The organism is Nitrosomonas nitrosa (genome assembly GCF_003051105.1).
In the GTDB taxonomy this organism is placed as follows: Bacteria; Pseudomonadota; Gammaproteobacteria; order Burkholderiales; family Nitrosomonadaceae; genus Nitrosomonas; species Nitrosomonas nitrosa.
Map to the genome: position 1 here is coordinate 22,093 of NZ_QAOO01000015.1, position 17,324 is coordinate 39,416.

The window sequence follows — 17,324 nt, forward strand, 5'->3', positions numbered from 1 at the left end:
TCGCACTTGAGAGTTTTATCAAGAATAATTCCTATGTAATATTTTTCGACAAATTTAAGCGATTATTCAAGAAGCGAATAAAATATTTAGCATGAGGATTTACTTAAACGCCCGTTATAGCAAGCGCTTCGCTAGGTTTAGCCTGCTTTTATAAATTCCGACAAACTAAACGACCACTGTCTTTTGCCGGGGATCGTTTAGTCGTCAGAAAAGATGAAATACCGCGATTGACTATTAACACTTATTACCCGAGTTAAACAAGTAAAGGCTGTACGCTAGGGTTGAACGGTAACTTTGCGGCGCCTATTGCTGGCTATTGCTGGCTAAGCTCAGTGCTCATGCGCCGTCTCACTTTTTTTCATTTCTGCAATTAGGTAATAGGCTTTATTCCAAGCAACTTTTGTTTCAATGGGTAGCGGTTCTAAAGGATCCACTTCGACCCAGCCTTCATGAGAGATGCCTTTTCTGATTTCTATGGGGCTGAATACCCATACCAGTTCGCCAGCCTCTTGGTGAGTTTCTGCCATAAAAATATAGGATTTACCTTCCTCAACAATGATGGCATCTTCTGGTAGCGCGTTCACTGACTCATTTCGCGTTTGGATTTTTCCATTGATATACATACCTGGGATAAGAAAGTATTCCTTCTGGTCGATTTTGGCATGGATATGGACTGCTCTTGGATTCTGCTCAAAATTTTTACCGACAGAAAAAATGGTTGCCGATAACGTTTTTCCTGGAACGGAAGTTACCGTGAAAAAGACTTTCTGGCCTTCTTTAACTTTGTAGATATCCTTCTCAAACACCAGTAAGTCGGCGTGTATATGATCATTATTGGTGATACTGAGTATCTCGGTTTGAGGGTCGACAAACTGTCCCGTTTGTATCGATACTTTTTCAATATAGCCATCAATAGGGCTGATCAGGGGTACATACTGAAAAATATTGCCCTCCCTGATTCTTTTTGCATCAATACTCAGTTGTTTCAATTGCGCCTCTAAACCTTTTGTTTCACCTATTATGGTGTGATAATCAGCGCGTGTTTGTTGGTAAACTTTTCCCGAGCTTACTCCTTCGTCATAAAGTCTTTTTTGACGGCCATATTCTTTCTCCAGGAATTGCATCTGGTTATAAGCTCTGACATAAGCAGTTTGGAGATTAGTTAGATTGGGGTGTGAAAGATAAGCCAGGATCTGCCCTTTTTTTACTTTTTCACCCTCTATTACTTTAATTTCGGTGACATTCGCCCCCAAAATAGCGGTGACGGTGGCCCGATGCTGCGGGAATAGTGCCAGTCGGCCATTGGCTTCTACCATGCCAGAAAGCGTTCGTTTGGGTATCGTATCGACTTTGATACCAAGGTTATTAAACTTGTGCATCGTAAGATGTAACGTATGCTCCTCTGCACCATGCGTTGCATGGTCATGCTTTCTTTCTTTATTGGCATGATTCGCAGTATGAGCGTGCATTTTATGGTTATGTTTTTCTATGCTTTGTTTGTCTGCCAGCTCTTGATGACAGCCGACGAATGAAATTGCTGCGATCAGCAATAAGAAAAATCGGTATTGCATAGATTTAAGCTTTGGCGTTTGCATTTTGTTATTCGTCAGCATTTTTTAAGAAGTACTCCAATTGGTAGCGGCTATCCAGATAATTGCCAAACGCATTCCAAGAGTCGATTTCAATGCGTATCGCTTCTCTCATGTTTTGCAAAAAAGAGACATAATCTATAGCGCCTTCCTGATAGGCAAAGATGGCGCCAGTCTGCTGTTCCTTGGCCATAGGAAGTGCCGTATCACGGTAATAGCGCCATGAATTCAACCATTTGATGTATTGCTCACGGATAGTTTGGTAGGCCGCATTGACCTCTAATCGAGTTTGGTGGAGATTTTGGGTGGCGATTGTACGTTCGATTTCTGCCGATTGTATCCTTCCCAGTTCCGGGCCGAAGAACAAAGGGATTTGAATTCCGGCCTGAAATTGATGTAAGCCTGAGTAACCCGCTATCTCCTGAGTGCCATACTGCAAATCAAGTTTGGGTAGAAACTGCGAACGCTTTTCTTTGATAGCGGCTTCTGCCACATTAACCTGCTGCTTGGAAACGGTCAGAAGAGGATGGTTATCCAATGAGTCCGTAATGAAGTCCAATGGATACGCTAGTTGATCAACAGCAACGTCAGGTACCGCATACAAAGTATCACCCGCAAACCATTGATTGAGTCGCTGCAATGCACTCAGATAATCGCGGTAAGCCTGCTCTTTCTGTATCTGCACTTGATTTCCCTGATTGGAAGTAGCCAGGTATTCCAACTTGGAGGTGGCCTCGACTTCAAGTTTTAATCGGGCTGCCCGCTCGATATCTGAGAAAATCGAACTTAACCTAAGATAGGCCAGATAATTGTTTTTAGCGGTATAGGCCATCGCCCAGGCTCGGCTTACTTCCCGTTCCACTTCTAGGATGGATAAGTTGAGGGCGTTCGCAGCTAAGGTCACTCGCTCCTTTTGTAATTCCAATTTGGGCGCAATTCCGAATAGATCGATTCGACTTTGTTTGATACCTATTCGCATGTAGGTCGCTTCAGAGCCTACCCCTATTTTTTCGCCAGCCGTAAAAATCGAGGTGCTACCCAGATCCCATGCAGTTTTCTTCAAAGCTTCCTGGTTTTCAATTTCCAATTTGGCTGCTTGTATTCTGGGATAATATGCCACAGCCTGTTTCCTGGCTTGTTCTAAAGTAATGGTAGGTAAATCGTCGACTGACTGCGCTTTCGCATGAGGGGGTGCAACGAATAGCATACTTAACAGCCCACAAGCTGCCAGTAATACAGGGAGTGTGTTTGTTGCCGCTCGTTGAGCGTTCTTATTGGGGTGAGCCTTGCTCTTGTTGCGCTTTTCTACAATGGCATAAAGTACCGGCAGCACTATCAGCGTAAACAGCACGGAAGTAAATAAGCCGCCTATGACAACAGTAGACAGGGGGTGCTGTACTTCAGCGCCAGCCGACACGGATAATGCCATCGGCAAGAAACCAAAAATATCCGTAGTGTCTGCAAGTAAGATAGGTCTGATTCTTTCTTTGGTTGCGGTCAGAATGCGTTCTTGAATATCGGATACGCCTTCTGCTTTTAAAGTGTTGAATCGGTCGATGAGCACCAAATCATCTAATACGGCTATGCCGAAAATAACGATAAAGCCGACGCCTGCAGAAATGCTGAAAGGCAAATCTCTTAACCAAAGCGCGAATATGCCTCCGATGGCGACCAGGGGAACGCCAATGAAAACGATGATCGTTTGGTTAACCGATTTCAGAGCGAAAAACAACAAAACGAAAATCAGAAATAAAACAATGGGCACCAAAATAGCCAACCTGGCTTTAGCGCTCTGCAAATTTTCGTATTCTCCGCCATAGGTCAAATAATAGCCTGGTGGCAGATCGAGTTCGGCATCCAGTTTTTGTCGAATATCTTGGACGACGGATTCCACGTCACGTCCTCGGGTATTCACGCCGACATAAGTTCTGCGGGATGCATTATCACGAGATATTTGCATGGGGCCCTGCACATAATCGATATCGGCTAATTCCTTGATTGGAATTTGATTGCCATCAGGTAATTCAATATAGAGATGACGTAAATCTTCTATGCTTTTTTGGTAAGCTTTGTCAAAGCGGATAACCATTTCAAAACGCTTTTCGCCTTCGAAAATGACCCCGGCTACCGCGCCTGCGAAGGCTGCACTGACATATTCATTCAGCTTATCGATATTCAACCCGTACTGAGCAAGCTTTTCGCGGTTGTAACGGACAGTCATTTGGGGCAGGCCGACGGTTCTTTCTGGATTCACATCGCCCACCCCTGGAACAGTCTGTATGATCTTGGCCATCTGTTCTGCTTTTTGCGCCAGTACATCGAGATTTTCGCCGTATAGCTTCACAGCCACATCTTCACGGACACCGGTTAGCAGTTCGTTGAAGCGCAGCTCAACCGGTTGACTAAATACCAGATTGACGCCTGTCAATTCGCTGTCCAGTTTTGCTTCAATTTTTTCTATAAGCGCTTCTTTGGATGTAGCCGAAACCCATTTACTGGTGTTCTTTTCCAGAATGATAAACATATCCGCGATATCCATCGGCATAGGATCTGTTGGAATATCGGCCACCCCAATCCGGGATAAAACGGTTTTGATTTCGGGGAAACTGCTCAACAAAATCTTTTCTATCCGATTAGATACGTCTATGGCTTCATTGAGGCCGCTACCAGGTCTGATCAGTGCTTGCATAGCGATATCGCCTTCATCCAACTGGGGGATAAACACTCCCCCCATTCTGGAAAAAATCAAAGCCGCCGCACCTAACAACGAAATGGTTATCAGCATGACAATGACTTTGTGTCGTAATGCACCTATCAGCAGTGGAAGGTATGCGCGTTGGAAACCATTTACGATCTTTTCACCGCATTTCTCGAGCCATCCTTCGACCCTGCCAAACCCGTGACTTTTTGCTGGCCTTAAGAACAAGGCTGACATCATTGGAACGTAAGTCAGGCAAAGGATAATGGCGCCCAGCATGGCAAACCCGAAGGTATAAGCCATGGGATGGAACATTTTGCCTTCGATTCCAGTAAGCGCCAGAACGGGAATAAACACGATCAAGATGATCATTTGGCCAAAAAAAGCGGTTTTCATCATGGAGCTTCCGGCGCGGTAAGCAAGTTTATCCATGACGTGTTGATCAATCATGAAATTACCCTTTCGAAGCTGTCTCTGAATTTCAAAAACGGTACGTTCCACAATGATCACTACCCCGTCGACAATAATCCCGAAATCGATCGCGCCCAAGCTGATCAGGTTGGCGGATACGTCAAATAGCCGCATCATGATGAACGCAAACAGTAAAGATAAAGGAATGGTGCTGGCCGTAATGACACCGCCTCTTACGCTACCGAGGAGAATCACCAGCACAAAAATGACAATAAGCGCACCTTCAGTCAGATTCTGGGCGACTGTACTGGTCGTTCGCTCGATTAACGCGCTTCTATCCAGAAAAGGCTTGATTTCCAGACCTTCTGGTAATGATTTCTGAATCTCAGCGATGCGCTTTTGCACATTCTGAATCACGGCATTAGAGTTCGCTCCTCTTAACATCAAAATCATGCCGCCTACCGCCTCACGGCCATCCTGAGTAAATGCGCCATAGCGTACTTGATGACCGAAATGGACCTTTTCCGCTATATCTCCGACCAGAATCGGGATACCCTTTTCATTTTTGATGAAAATATTTTTAATATCATCGAGCGAACGTATCAGGCCATCTCCACGGATATAGTTGGCCATATTGTTTTTCTCAATATAGGCACCGCCAGTATTGTTGTTATTTCTCTGGAGTGCCTCAAAAACTTCAGTAATGGAAATATTGTTGGCATTAAGTTTTTCGGGGTTAATGGCAATTTCATATTGCTTGATTTTTCCACCAAAAGAGTTGATGCCAACAACCCCTTCAACCAGTGCCATTTGCCGTTTTACAATCCAATCTTGGATGGTACGTAGCTCAGTAGGCGAATACGTCTTTTCATAGCCGGGTTTGGGCTGAAGCGTATATTGGTAAATTTCACCCAACCCAGTCGTGATGGGTCCCATATGCGGGCTACCGAATTGTTCAGGGATTTGTTGTCTGACCACTTCCAGTTTTTCCTGGACTAATTGGCGTGGTAAATAGGTGCCCATGCCATCTTCAAAAATGATGGTCACTACCGACAGGCCAAAGCGGGAAATGGAACGTATTTCTATAACGCCGGGTAGGTTTGCCATCGCCAGTTCCACTGGAAATGTGACAAATTGCTCAATGTCTTCAGTCGCTAGATTTTGTGAAACGGTAATCACCTGCACTTGATTATTGGTGATATCCGGGAGTGATCCCAGGTTCATGGTGAGCATAGAATAAATTCCTGCACCTACCAGGGCGAGCGTCAGCAGCCCGACAATGAGTTTATTTTTAATCGAAAAAGAAATTATGCTATTGATCATTTATTAATTCCATTCCCAGCTATAGCAAAGCATTATTCGATCCTAATGATCAGTCCATGCACACAACATTAGTGGTCACAAGGCAACGTCAAACCAAACTAATAATGGCCGAACAGGATAGCTTACTTGCTTAAGAATCAATGACCTTCATACCCGCAGCTATAAATAGGTAATCAGAGTCTAATCCCAACATTTTTATTAATTTAAATGCCGGAGCTATATAAACACATTAACTTATGTGCTAGCCGTGGATGATTTATCGAGGGGGACGAAATAGCGTATCCAGGAACAACTCAGGGATAGATTGTAGAATAAATTTTGTTAAATTTTCTTCTAAAGAGAGAGGTGTTAATAATGATAACTTTGTAAAGAAAAATGGTTGGTATGCCGCCTTAAGGCATGTGTCTGCTGAGAAATGGCTTGAATTATTTTTATCAACAAATTCGTTATGTAGGTGATCTTCCTGCATAATTTTGACTATGAATGGGGAGTGCTGGTGATTTTCAAACGCATGCATAAAAACTTCACCTTGCAAAGCCCACGTAAGTGAGTTTGCAAATAGGCTAATAAAAAGCCAAAGAGCCATGAAATTAGAAAAACGTACTCCCATAAAAAAATTCTAGCATAACTCTAGTGATGAAATAAACTATTTTTCTCGCCTTTTGGCCAATTCAGTGAATATTTATCTCTGAGTTGGAGTAAATACCCTGTCTATGCCAGGATATTTACTCCTACAATTTTTCAGTCGATCAGGACATTTTCTCCATGACTAAATGCGGCTGCCCCAATAGTCAAAGCATTCGCAGCCTGCAGGGCGCCTCGGTTTGTCATGGTCGAATCATCTTACATGTCTTCCCGTCGATAGGCTAACAGCCTCAGCGCATTGACCACCACTATCAGGGTCGAGCCTTCGTGGATCGCCACAGCCATGCCGATTCCAGCCAAGCCGGCGAGGGTAATGGGGATGAGCAGGACGACCACGCCCAGAGACAACCACAAGTTCTGGCGGATGATGCGCTTCGATGCGCGGCTCAGGGCCACTGCAAAGGGCAGTTTCGAGAGGTCGTCCGCCATCAACGCCACGTCCGCCGTTTCCAACGCGACGTCAGTGCCGGCGCCGCCCATGGCGATACCGACGGTGGCACGGGCCATGGCGGGGGCGTCATTGACGCCATCGCCGACCATGGCTACCCGGCCGTGGTGGGCCGCAAGCACCTCAATGGCGCGCACCTTATCTTCCGGCGTAAGGCTGGCTTGCACTTCGTCGATGCCGACCGCATCACCGATGGCGCGGCCCACGTGTTCGTTGTCCCCGGTGAGCATGATGGTCTGGCGGATGCCGATCTTGTGCAGGTGATCGAGCACCGCTCGTACGCCGTCACGCGGGGTGTCGGCAAATGCGAGCACGCCGAGGAAGTGGCCATCCGCCTGGATGAACATGGTGGTTCTGCCGGCTGATGTCAGCTGTGTATCGTGCTGAAGCAGCGTTTCCGGCAGCGATTCGCCTGCAAACAGCTTTGCGTTGCCGACGGCAATGTTTTTCCCGTCGAGCCGCGTGCGCAGGCCTTGGCCAGTGATGGTTTCCACCTCCCTTGCCTCGTTCCAGACAAGGCCACGCCGCTTCGCCTCCGTCACTACCGCCTGTGCCAGGGGATGGGCGCTGCGGGCCTCCACGGTGGCAGCAATTTTCAGCAGATTCTCTTCGCTGCCCTCTACGGCGACGACCTCCGTTACCTTGGGCTTGCCCACGGTCAGGGTGCCAGTCTTGTCGAAGGCGATGGCGTCGAGGCTACCAAGATTTTCTAGATGGGCGCCGCCCTTGATCAACACGCCGTCGCGCGCGGCGCGGGCGATACCGGCGAGCACCGCCGAGGGCGTGGCGATGGCGAGCGCGCAGGGTGAAGCTGCCACTAGTACCGCCATAGCCCGATAGAAGGATTCGTCGAAGGAATAACCGATCAGCAGTGGCAGCGCGACGAGCAGCGCAGTGCCCGCCAGTATCACGGGTACGAAGAGGCGCTCAAAGCGGTCGGTGAAGTGCTGCGTGGGCGACTTCTGCATCTGCGCTTCAGCCACCATCTCCACCATGCGCCCGAGCGTGCTCTCGCGAGCGAGCCGGGTTACTTCGACCACCAGAGCGCCCTCGCCATTGACTGTTCCAGCGAAAACGGGATCGTTTTGCTGCTTGTCCACCGGTATGGATTCGCCGGTGAGTGGAGACTGGTCCACCACCGAACTGCCCGACAGCACGCGACCGTCGGTAGGAATGCGACTGCCAGGCTTGATAATTACTCGATCGCCGCGCAGTAGCTCTTCCACCCGTATCTCAACTTCACCGCCGTCGCGCTGCACCAGGGCAGTCTTGGGTGCGAGTTCCGCCAATGCTTCGATGGCCGCACGGGCGCGGTCCATGGCCATGTGTTCGAGCGCGTGCCCCAGACTGAACAGGAACAGTAGCAGTGCGCCTTCCGCCCAGGCACCGAGTGCTGCGGCGCCTGCTGCCGCTACAATCATTAGGATGTCGATGTCAAAGCTACGGGTCTTCAGTCCCTGCCAGGCGTCGCGCAGGGTATAGAAGCCGCCTGCCGCGTAGGAGCCGAGCAAGAGGCCGAGCGACAGATTACCGGGCAAACCGGCCAGCTCCGTAAGCCAGCCGAGGAGCAACAGCAGACCGGCTGTGCCGCTGAAGATGATCTCGCGGTGCTCGGCGAACCAACCAGTCGCGCGGCCTTCCTCCAGCACCACATAGCCTAGGGCCGCGATGCGTCGGACGATAGCGGAACGTTCAATTTTCTCGCTGTCGTACTCCAGATGCAACCGTTCCGCAGCGTAGCTCACCGAGGCCTCCAGTATGCCTTCCATACGTTGTAGGGTGTGCTCAATCACTGTAGCGCAGATGGGGCAGCCCATACCGTCGATGCGCAGGCTCTCGTGGCGAAAGCGGTCGGCGATCTTAGCGCCAGCTGCTTGTGCCAGTTCGCGCACGCGGGCAACGCTGAAGTGCTGCGGGTCGTGATGCAGGCACAGGTGGGGGCTGTTGTTTTGGTGCACGAGATGTATTTTTTCCAACCCTTCAGCTTGTAAGAGTTCGATCAAGCGGCCTACACAGGTGTCGCGCTCATTGGGGACGTCTGGCAGGAGCAGGGCCAGTTCGATGCTGCATTTTTCGGTCATATTGCTCATCCTCGTGGTTTGCACTGTGTCCGAGGTTGGCTGCATTGGCTGCAAAACTAGCTGCCAGCCTCCGCGCCGCAGCCGGAACACTTTCCTGCTGATAGGGAATTGACACACTGCTAGTAAAATCGTACCCCGTCTGCATTGGCGCCGTCACAATTGAGGCAACGATTACTGCTATTGTTTCCCATCAAATAGCCAAGTATCCGTTCAAAGAATCTCATGATGTACTCCTTTTCGATCGAAAACCGGCAACGGCGGGGCCGGTACCTTGCAATCGCCAATGCTACCGTGCCGTGCTTGCAATTTTATGGCCGTCACGCAACCGATACCGCCTTGCCGATGTCCGCCACATAGATTCATTCCGATTCGACTTGGCCGGTGTGCTCGATGATCCCAACCAGTGCGTTCACCTGGTCGTTTTCGCAGATCAATTCGAGTTTCGATTCGTTGAGCACCTTCTCGGAGAGGTCGACCGCATAGTAGCTGGAGTTGGCATTCTGAAGTATCTCATGATTAAAATAATCGCTATTTCAGCCATTCCCATTTTCTTTCTCTATCTTTAAACCATCACTTTAATCCACTGCGTACGCAGTTCCCAGAGGGACCAGAATACATTTTTAGTGGACAGATTCATGGGCTTTTTCCGTGCGTGATGCAATCTAATTTTGTAATGACAAAAATTATATAAGCGGGGCACGAGTTTGCAAATGCGACATATTGTCGCACCTGTCAGTGGTTTTTATTATCGACTTAAAGTTGGCATGATTCAATTCTCTTTATTTTTATTAGTGAAATAGCATACTTTGCATCACCAGGAAGAATGCTCATAAGCAATACCTGCGACAATTTGCCGCATTGTGTGCAAAAAATATTTGCCTAATAATGCCCATGCTTTGTGTGGACATGCTTTACGTTAATTTGCATGGAATAAGGCAGAAAAATAGCTTGGATAGCTTATTTTTAAATATTTAATTGGTTCAATTAATTCTCATGAAAGGACTAAAATGATCAGAAATCGAAACACGGTGATAACGCTATCAGTGGTGGTTTCATTATTGGTAGTAGTGTGGAGTAATGCGCAAGCGCATACCCGATTTGAAATTAACACAACCAAAGAAGGTGTCCGAGTCGACAATAATATTATGATTGGGCATATTTGCACTAACGAGCCCGTCATTGGGCAAGTGATCGTTTTTCCGGATGTGACCACGGCGCTCGTCGATACCTCGCCAGATTCGAATGCCGCTTTACCAGCGGAGACATTTACTCGCTCCGATCAGCCCGCTACCGCTTTCATTCAAGGGCTCACTATTGCCGGTATCATGAGCCGGGATACTTTTAGTATGTCAGCTTTGATCCGTGATGCTACTGGCAACCCCATCGGGGTTTGGTCTGCTGGTGGATCAGTTCCTGAAAATAATTGGGTAGCTAAAACGCCGGTACGTATCAATCCGATCAATATCGTCGCTGAATCCTGCGCGAAGAAAGTCATTATTGCCCCTGCTATTGCCAATGTATGTCAGGTAACGAGCCTCAATGAGATCGATGCAAAAAATCCCGACCGGACAGATGTCGATTTTTGGACTGCACCGGATGCTGGCCATCCTAAATTCGATTCACCTGATTGGAATTTTCCAGCGCCTTTCACAGTAAACCGCGATCTTGAAGCAAATCCGTTACCGTCTAACTGCGGTGAAGGTGTTGCAGTCAGAATTTATCCATCTACAGCACAACTGGATCGGGATTTTCCGGTCGTCGTGGATGGCCAGCAAGTCTGGCCGGCACCTTGAGTGATTCGCTATATCGAATCATTCAGTTTTTAAGCTATAGCTTAGCCGTTTAAGAAGGTCAGCAGGTATTTCTGCTTTCTCACTGAGAGCCTGCTGACTGTTTTTTATTCGGTTTACTCTATAACAAATACTTAACTGAGGTGAGGGTGCGACAATTTGTCGCATTGTTATTTTATAGCCATAGTGTTAAACATAATTAACTGGTTAGGTACAAAAGGGTGTTATGAATATTGGGAAGCGAAAAGAAACGAAATGTTGAATATCCTAGATATATACTTTGTACGCACTTTACTTACGATTTACGCACATAGGCGTGGAGGAAAAGAAAATGAGCAGTATCTACTCAAAATTTAGCCATCTTTTATTGGTGATCACTATGTTAACTGCGCTACTATTATTTGGTCAGTCAAGAGTTAGTAAGGCGCACGAGATTGCCGGCCCCATTGACCCGACTGGCAATGTGCCAAGCTTTACGGCAGTCGCAATGGTTACTTGTTACGATGATGGCAACGGCCCTGCTGATCATTTGATCGCAAATATTAAAGATCTTCCCTCAAATCCCGCAGTCGAGGGTATGTTCGTCAATATGACGTTATTCAAGGGAAGCAAGGCGATAAGCGTAACCGATGTCGTGCCTGGAGATGATAATCCCAGTCAGTTTATTAAGTTAAGCGCAGGGAACGGAGTTTATTTCATGATCGTCAGCAAGACGAAAGCGGGAGCAAGGAGCGTTTTTGTCGATTATCACTGCAGGACTGCCAATGATGTGCATACAGGCACTGATATCGCCTTGAGTCATTATGAGTGAACGAGTTTCGGCTCAATTTGAGATCTTGTGTGTGATACCATACGCTATTTTTTATGGCGCTTGTAAATACCTGTTTGAAAAAAATCAGGTTGATGTTTTAGGGGAGGTATAGGACATTGACTCGATATCTATTTTTAGTTTTTTTTCTACTATCTCTGCCGGTTGCGGCTCATTTTGAAGGGGATACTCCTCCTCCTCATTGCAGTTTAAATTATCAGGATGGCTCACAGGTGCAAGATTGGCAAGCCATGAAAGGCCAGGTCATCTATATCGATTTTTGGGCATCCTGGTGTCCTCCTTGTGTCAAATCTTTTCCTTTCATGAATCAATTGAGTCAGGATTTTAAAGAGCGTGGCTTACAAGTGATCGGCGTCAATTTGGACGAGAAACGCGCCGAGGCCGAAGCGTTTCTCAATCAATATTCTCCCAATTTCACCGTCGTATTCGATCTGGATAAACAATGCGCTAAAGATTTTAATGTGATTGCCATGCCTTCGACTTATATCATAGACAAAAAAGGCTTTGTTCGGCATATTCATCGCGGTTTCCGTCCTAACGAGACTGAAACCATGCGCGAATTGATCGATGCGTTACTGAATGAAACCATCTAGCGCTTCATGGCGATAATTTGTATTTTCATGATAGACAATTTGCCATGAAGAAGTGTAGTAGCGTTTTCACATCGTTATTTTTGCTAGGTGTTATCACCATTCTGTCTGGCTGTAGCAGCGTTGCGCCATGGGAACGTGGTGTTTTGGCCAAACCACAAATGGCGCTGGATCCCCATCCGCTGCAAAGCGGCGTGCGTATGCATAATTATGGGAGTCGAGAAGGAGGGGCTGGCACGAATGCGGAAGGGGGAGGCGGTGGTTGTGGTTGTTATTGAGGGATATAACTGAATTCTAATGTAATGTGAGTAAATCTTCCCTGGATAAGCCAACACGACATGCTGCTGACCACCCCCAGCAGCTCGATACGCAACCCCGACATGTACAAGAAGATCAGGCCAGCAACAAATCGATTCTGCAGGCACTGACGTCTGCTGCGCTGGTTTTACCGGGTTTATTGGCTGCGCAAGCCCATGCTGCGGATGCGAGTAGCGGTAGTGTGAATTTTCAGTACAGCCGCTACCAGGAAAGTAAGCGCGATCTTTATTCGGTCCGTAGCGATCTGAAGCCTATCATGGTCGATACCTTGCATGGCAGTGGTACGTTCTTTCTCACGGATAGAATGAAATTATCTTTTGGGTATACGCAGGATACCTGGTCGGGCGCGACACCGCTCAGTTCCGTTCCATTTGCTTCCACAGCAGGGAATAGCGCCTTTACCCGAGTATTGCCGACTGGAGAGGTGGTGTCGGGCGCATCGCCTTTAGCCACTGGTACGGTGACGCTTGATCGCAACTTGAATCCGTTGAGGTTCGATACAGCTGGTAAACAGTTGGTCGATCCTCGTACCGTATTGGTGCTCTCCTCTGCTTCACCAGAGACCCGTAGTCAAGGGGATTTCAGGCTAGGCTATGAATGGGATGAAGCCACATTAAATCTGGGTGGCGGCCTTTCGGTCGAGAACGATTATGAGTCTGCTTATGGTAATGCCAATGGTCGTTTCGATTTCAATCAAAAACAGACGAGCCTGAAATGGGGGGCAGGCTATACCAGCAGCCGAACATCGGCGATCCTTGACCACGACACGCTGGGCTATGTAACCACTTTGGCTTATGCAGACCAAATCAAATCCCGCGACAACTTGCGCATATTGCAGGGGGATCGGCGTGACTGGACATCCAGTCTGGGGCTAACGCAGATATTGAGCAAAAATACGCTGGTTGACTTTAATCTGGGTTATACGCATAGCCGCGGATTCATGGAGAATCCGTACAAGGCGGTAACCGTGATTTTTGTAGACCCACAAACAGTGAGCCCCGATCCGGGCGATTCGATCCGCGGTAATTTACGTGCGGTACTTGAGCAACGACCGGATGTACGTAATCAGCTCGCTATCGGAGGCAAGCTTGTGCAATATATCAACCCGCTCGATGCGGCCTTACATGTCGCCTATAAATTTTCATTGGATGATTGGGGGGTCAACAGCAGTACTTTCGAAAGCGACTGGGTTCAACCCTTAGGTAACGGCTGGACCATCACACCGCGCATACGTTACTACTCGCAAAGCTCGGCCGACTTTTATCATCCTTACATCGTTTCTGATCAGGCCTTTACGAGAATCGTAGTCGATGAGCAAGGGGAGCCCCAGGTCGTTACCTATGATCCCAAGAAGCTGCCAAAGCATATTACCAGTGATCATCGCTTGGCGGGCTATGGCGCTTTAAGTGGCGGTGTGGCGGTAAACAAAAAGCTGACTTCCGGCATCGCGCTGGAAGCCGGGTTTGAGTATTACACACGCGCAAGCGCGTTGAAACTCGGCGGCAGCGGTAATAGCGGTTTTGCTGATTTTGATTATTATGTCGCCAATGCTGCATTGCGTATCGATATGGATACGATTAATTTCAGCCAGCGTAACCCACAACCTCGCTCTTCAAAACATCAGCACCACGATCACCTTGATCATGGCGGGGGACATCATATTCCTGCGGGTGTCATGTTTGGGCACATGCTGGATAAGCCTGGCGATGTCATGGTGGGTTATCGATTCATGTATTCGTGGCAAGCTGGGGATATGCTGCATGGAGCACGTAAAGCAAGCGATATCGATATCGTCAACTTGGCTTGCGGCGATAGCCAGCTTTGCAAATTTTCACCAGCTGACATGACTATGCGGATGCATATGCTCGATATCATGTACGCACCTACCCGCTGGCTCAATCTGATGCTGATGCCGCAATTCATGGACATGGAAATGAATTTGCGTGAGCTGGAAGGGCGTCCTCCTCCCGTTCCAGGAGATCATGAGCATAAGGGTGTTCCCCATAGTACCGGTGGAGTAGGCGACACCATCTTGATGTCGCTTATCAAACTAATCGATTTGCCAGGACAACGCCTGCACATGGGTTTGGGCTTCAGCGCTCCCACGGGAGAAACCGACCTGAAGCTCAGACGGATGGCCAAGAATGAAGGTGGATTGTTCCATTTTGATATGCAATTAGGCAGTGGCACTTGGGACTTCTTACCCAATCTGACCTATGCAGGCACCACCCACCGCTGGCACTGGGGCGCGCAACTATACGGTGCCAAGCGTATGGAAAGCAAGAATGAATCGGGGTACCGTTTAGGGGATATTTTTCAGGCATCAACCTGGGGAGGCATCCATTTGACGGATTGGTTGTCAGCATCCGTACGCGGCGTCTATACCCATCGTGGCAGAATCCATGGGGATTTCAATACATACAATGCACGGGTTGGGCCGATGGATTTTCCCGTCAATCAGGGAGGGCAATACTGGGATATCGGTTTTGGTTTGAGCGCAGCTGTGCCGACGGGTAAGTTTGCCGGGAACCATTTTGCTTTCGAATGGTTGCAACCTATACGCGATGATGTCAACGGTTTCCAACTCGAGCGCAAAGGCGCATTATCTGCGACTTGGCATTACAGTTTTTAACTTCATTCCTCAATCAAGCTTGATAGTGCTAGCTTCTCCTTGCCAAATTGTCTATGCGGTCTGCGATGGATCTTCGCGCACTGCTTGATGTTGAAATAGCGCATCATAATATTTGATCGGGCATCCATTCCATTACCTGGCATTATTCGATGAATAGCCTATAATTTTCAGTCGAACCGTGAAGTACTTAGATTAAGATTTAAGTTCGACAATTACCTAATGGGTTGATCAAGTATCGTCAATGAAACTTTATCGCTTCCCTTTCAAAGCTATGGGTACGCCTTGTGAGATACAGCTTTATGCTGCCTCAGAAACAAAGGCAGAGCGTGCTGCCGAAGCAGCGATCTCAGATATTCAGCGATTAGAAGCAACTTATTCCCGTTACCGGGAGGATAGTTTTCTCTCCGCAATCAACCGCGTTGCAGCGCAGGGCGGAACCATCACGGTCGATAACGAAACCGCTGGGTTACTGGATTATGCGGATACTTGCTATCGAGAGAGCGATGAGTTGTTTGATATTACCTCAGGCATTCTGAGGCGCGCCTGGAATTTCAAGTCAAATCAGCTTCCCGATGCATCGCTCGTTCAAGCTTTGCTGGATAAAATTGGCTGGCATAAACTTCGTTGGGTATCGCCGGTACTTGAGTTTCCATTGGTCGGAATGGAAATTGACTTGGGTGGCGTCGTTAAGGAATACGCAGTGGATCGTGCGGCCACCCTATGCTGGGATCGGGATATTCAGCATGGCATGGTAAATTTAGGGGGGGATATCAAAATTATTGGCCCTCACGCAGATGGTAGTCCATGGCGCATTGGTATTCGTCATCCTCGTCAACCGGAAGCACTATTACATACATTGGAGCTCTACTCGGGTGCGTTGGCGAGCAGCGGGGATTATGAGCGCTGCATTACGCTGAATGGCGTACGATATGGCCACGTGCTGAACCCTAAAACAGGGTGGCCTGTCAATAGAATGGCTGCGGTAAGCGTGATAGGCGATTTTTGTGTGATAGCGGGTAGTGCATCAACAATAGGGATGCTTAAAGAGCAGCAAGGGGGGAAGTGGCTCGCGCAGCTCGGACTGCCTCATTTATGGATAGACGTCGATGGGCAAGCCGGCGGCTCGCTCATCGAAGAAAGTAAAGATACCCGCTTAAGGTGAAGTCGTTCAGAATCAAAATTTGTAACCGCGGTGCAATGCGACCACGCCGGCGGTTAAATTGAAGAACTCCACGCGTTCAAAACCCACTTGCTGCATGAGCTGTTTCAACTCTTCCTGAGAAGGGTGCATGCGGATCGATTCGGCAAGATAGCGATAACTTTCTTCATCTTTGGCCACTAATTTTCCCATGATAGGAAGCATCTTGAACGAATAAGCATCATAAAAGGGCTGAAGCGGCTTCCATACTTTCGAAAACTCCAATACGACCAGTGATCCACCAGGGCGGAGCACGCGCAGCATTTCCTTGAGCGCAATTTCTTTGTGCGTCATGTTTCTGAGGCCAAACGCGACACTGACATGATCAAAAAAATTATCTGGAAAGGGTAATTTCTCCGCATCACATTGCGCGACAGGAATGGCTACACCTTCATTCAACATACGATCTCGGCCAATTGTCAGCATTGCATTATTGATGTCCGTTAACCAGACTTGCCCCGTTTCGCCAACTTGCTCGGTAAATAAAGCGGTCAGATCGGCTGTGCCTCCCGCAATATCCAGTATTCGGTCACCTGGTTTTGCGCCACTGACTTCGACAGCAAATCGCTTCCAGAATCGATGCAAGCCAACCGACATGAGGTCGTTCATCAAATTGTAGCGTGCTGCAACCGAATCGAATACTTCTGCAACTTTATGTGCTTTCTCCGTTTCAGATACCGTTTTAAAGCCGAAATGGGTGGTTTTTGTCATTTCAATTCAGATTAATGGATGATGTTGGTGAAATTGTGACATCAGGTTGAATCGGTTGAAC

General features: G+C 48.0%; 11 protein-coding genes. 7 read left to right on the forward strand and 4 right to left on the reverse strand.

What is annotated here, in order from left to right; all coding sequences use genetic code 11:
* Positions 1–329: 329 nt before the first annotated feature.
* The 3 genes from C8R30_RS09730 to C8R30_RS09745 all read right to left on the reverse strand — a co-directional run bounded on the left by C8R30_RS09730 (position 330) and on the right by C8R30_RS09745 (position 9,195).
* Entirely contained in the window at positions 330–1,613 is a 1,284-nt protein-coding gene (locus C8R30_RS09730; RefSeq protein ID WP_338065853.1) for an efflux RND transporter periplasmic adaptor subunit, read from the reverse strand.
* Positions 1,600–6,021, reverse strand: a complete 4,422-nt coding sequence (locus C8R30_RS09735; RefSeq protein WP_107790028.1) for a CusA/CzcA family heavy metal efflux RND transporter — start codon at positions 6,019–6,021, stop codon at positions 1,600–1,602. Before C8R30_RS09735 ends, C8R30_RS09730 begins: the two co-directional genes overlap by 14 nt.
* Positions 6,022–6,864: 843 nt before the next feature.
* Positions 6,865–9,195: a heavy metal translocating P-type ATPase gene (locus C8R30_RS09745; RefSeq protein ID WP_107790050.1), complete on the reverse strand. Its 2,331-nt coding sequence runs from the start codon at positions 9,193–9,195 to the stop codon at positions 6,865–6,867.
* Positions 9,196–9,491: 296 nt separating this feature from the next.
* On the opposite strand from C8R30_RS09745, the gene C8R30_RS09750 reads away from it, so the two are divergent.
* From C8R30_RS09750 to C8R30_RS09780, 7 genes are all read left to right on the forward strand, one after another.
* On the forward strand, positions 9,492–9,761 hold the full coding sequence (locus C8R30_RS09750) for a hypothetical protein (protein WP_107790030.1): 270 nt from the start codon (positions 9,492–9,494) through the stop codon (positions 9,759–9,761).
* 441 nt (positions 9,762–10,202) lie between these two features.
* Positions 10,203–10,988 (forward strand): hypothetical protein, encoded by a 786-nt coding sequence (locus C8R30_RS09755; protein WP_107790031.1) that lies wholly within the window; start codon positions 10,203–10,205, stop codon positions 10,986–10,988.
* Between the two features lie 328 nt (positions 10,989–11,316).
* Positions 11,317–11,796, forward strand: a complete 480-nt coding sequence (locus C8R30_RS09760) for a hypothetical protein (RefSeq protein ID WP_258191990.1) — start codon at positions 11,317–11,319, stop codon at positions 11,794–11,796.
* 116 nt (positions 11,797–11,912) lie between these two features.
* Positions 11,913–12,407, forward strand: coding sequence for a TlpA family protein disulfide reductase (locus C8R30_RS09765; RefSeq protein WP_107790032.1), 495 nt, complete (start codon positions 11,913–11,915; stop codon positions 12,405–12,407).
* 44 nt (positions 12,408–12,451) lie between these two features.
* Complete coding sequence (locus C8R30_RS09770; protein WP_107790033.1) at positions 12,452–12,682, forward strand: DUF4266 domain-containing protein; 231 nt, start codon at positions 12,452–12,454, stop codon at positions 12,680–12,682.
* Positions 12,683–12,708: 26 nt separating this feature from the next.
* Complete coding sequence (locus C8R30_RS09775; protein ID WP_258191991.1) at positions 12,709–15,354, forward strand: DUF3570 domain-containing protein; 2,646 nt, start codon at positions 12,709–12,711, stop codon at positions 15,352–15,354.
* Positions 15,355–15,595: 241 nt separating this feature from the next.
* Positions 15,596–16,516 (forward strand): FAD:protein FMN transferase, encoded by a 921-nt coding sequence (locus tag C8R30_RS09780; protein ID WP_107790034.1) that lies wholly within the window; start codon positions 15,596–15,598, stop codon positions 16,514–16,516.
* A 12-nt stretch (positions 16,517–16,528) separates the two neighbouring features.
* Here the strand turns inward: C8R30_RS09780 and ubiE are convergent, their stop codons facing one another.
* Positions 16,529–17,263 carry a bifunctional demethylmenaquinone methyltransferase/2-methoxy-6-polyprenyl-1,4-benzoquinol methylase UbiE gene (gene ubiE, locus C8R30_RS09785; RefSeq protein WP_090666495.1) on the reverse strand — a complete coding sequence of 245 codons (735 nt, stop codon included), beginning with the start codon at positions 17,261–17,263 and terminating at the stop codon, positions 16,529–16,531.
* Positions 17,264–17,324 lie beyond the last annotated feature (61 nt).

Bases quoted from the DNA above. Each gene is read 5' to 3' on its own strand.
- C8R30_RS09730 (WP_338065853.1), bottom strand. From the start codon at position 1,613: ATGCTGACGAATAACAAAATGCAAACGCCAAAGCTTAAATCTATGCAA.
- C8R30_RS09735 (WP_107790028.1), bottom strand. From the start codon at position 6,021: ATGATCAATAGCATAATTTCTTTTTCGATTAAAAATAAACTCATTGTC.
- C8R30_RS09745 (WP_107790050.1), bottom strand. From the start codon at position 9,195: ATGACCGAAAAATGCAGCATCGAACTGGCCCTGCTCCTGCCAGACGTC.
- C8R30_RS09755 (WP_107790031.1), top strand. From the start codon at position 10,203: ATGATCAGAAATCGAAACACGGTGATAACGCTATCAGTGGTGGTTTCA.
- C8R30_RS09760 (WP_258191990.1), top strand. From the start codon at position 11,317: ATGAGCAGTATCTACTCAAAATTTAGCCATCTTTTATTGGTGATCACT.
- C8R30_RS09770 (WP_107790033.1), top strand. From the start codon at position 12,452: ATGAAGAAGTGTAGTAGCGTTTTCACATCGTTATTTTTGCTAGGTGTT.
- C8R30_RS09780 (WP_107790034.1), top strand. From the start codon at position 15,596: ATGAAACTTTATCGCTTCCCTTTCAAAGCTATGGGTACGCCTTGTGAG.
- ubiE (WP_090666495.1), bottom strand. From the start codon at position 17,263: ATGACAAAAACCACCCATTTCGGCTTTAAAACGGTATCTGAAACGGAG.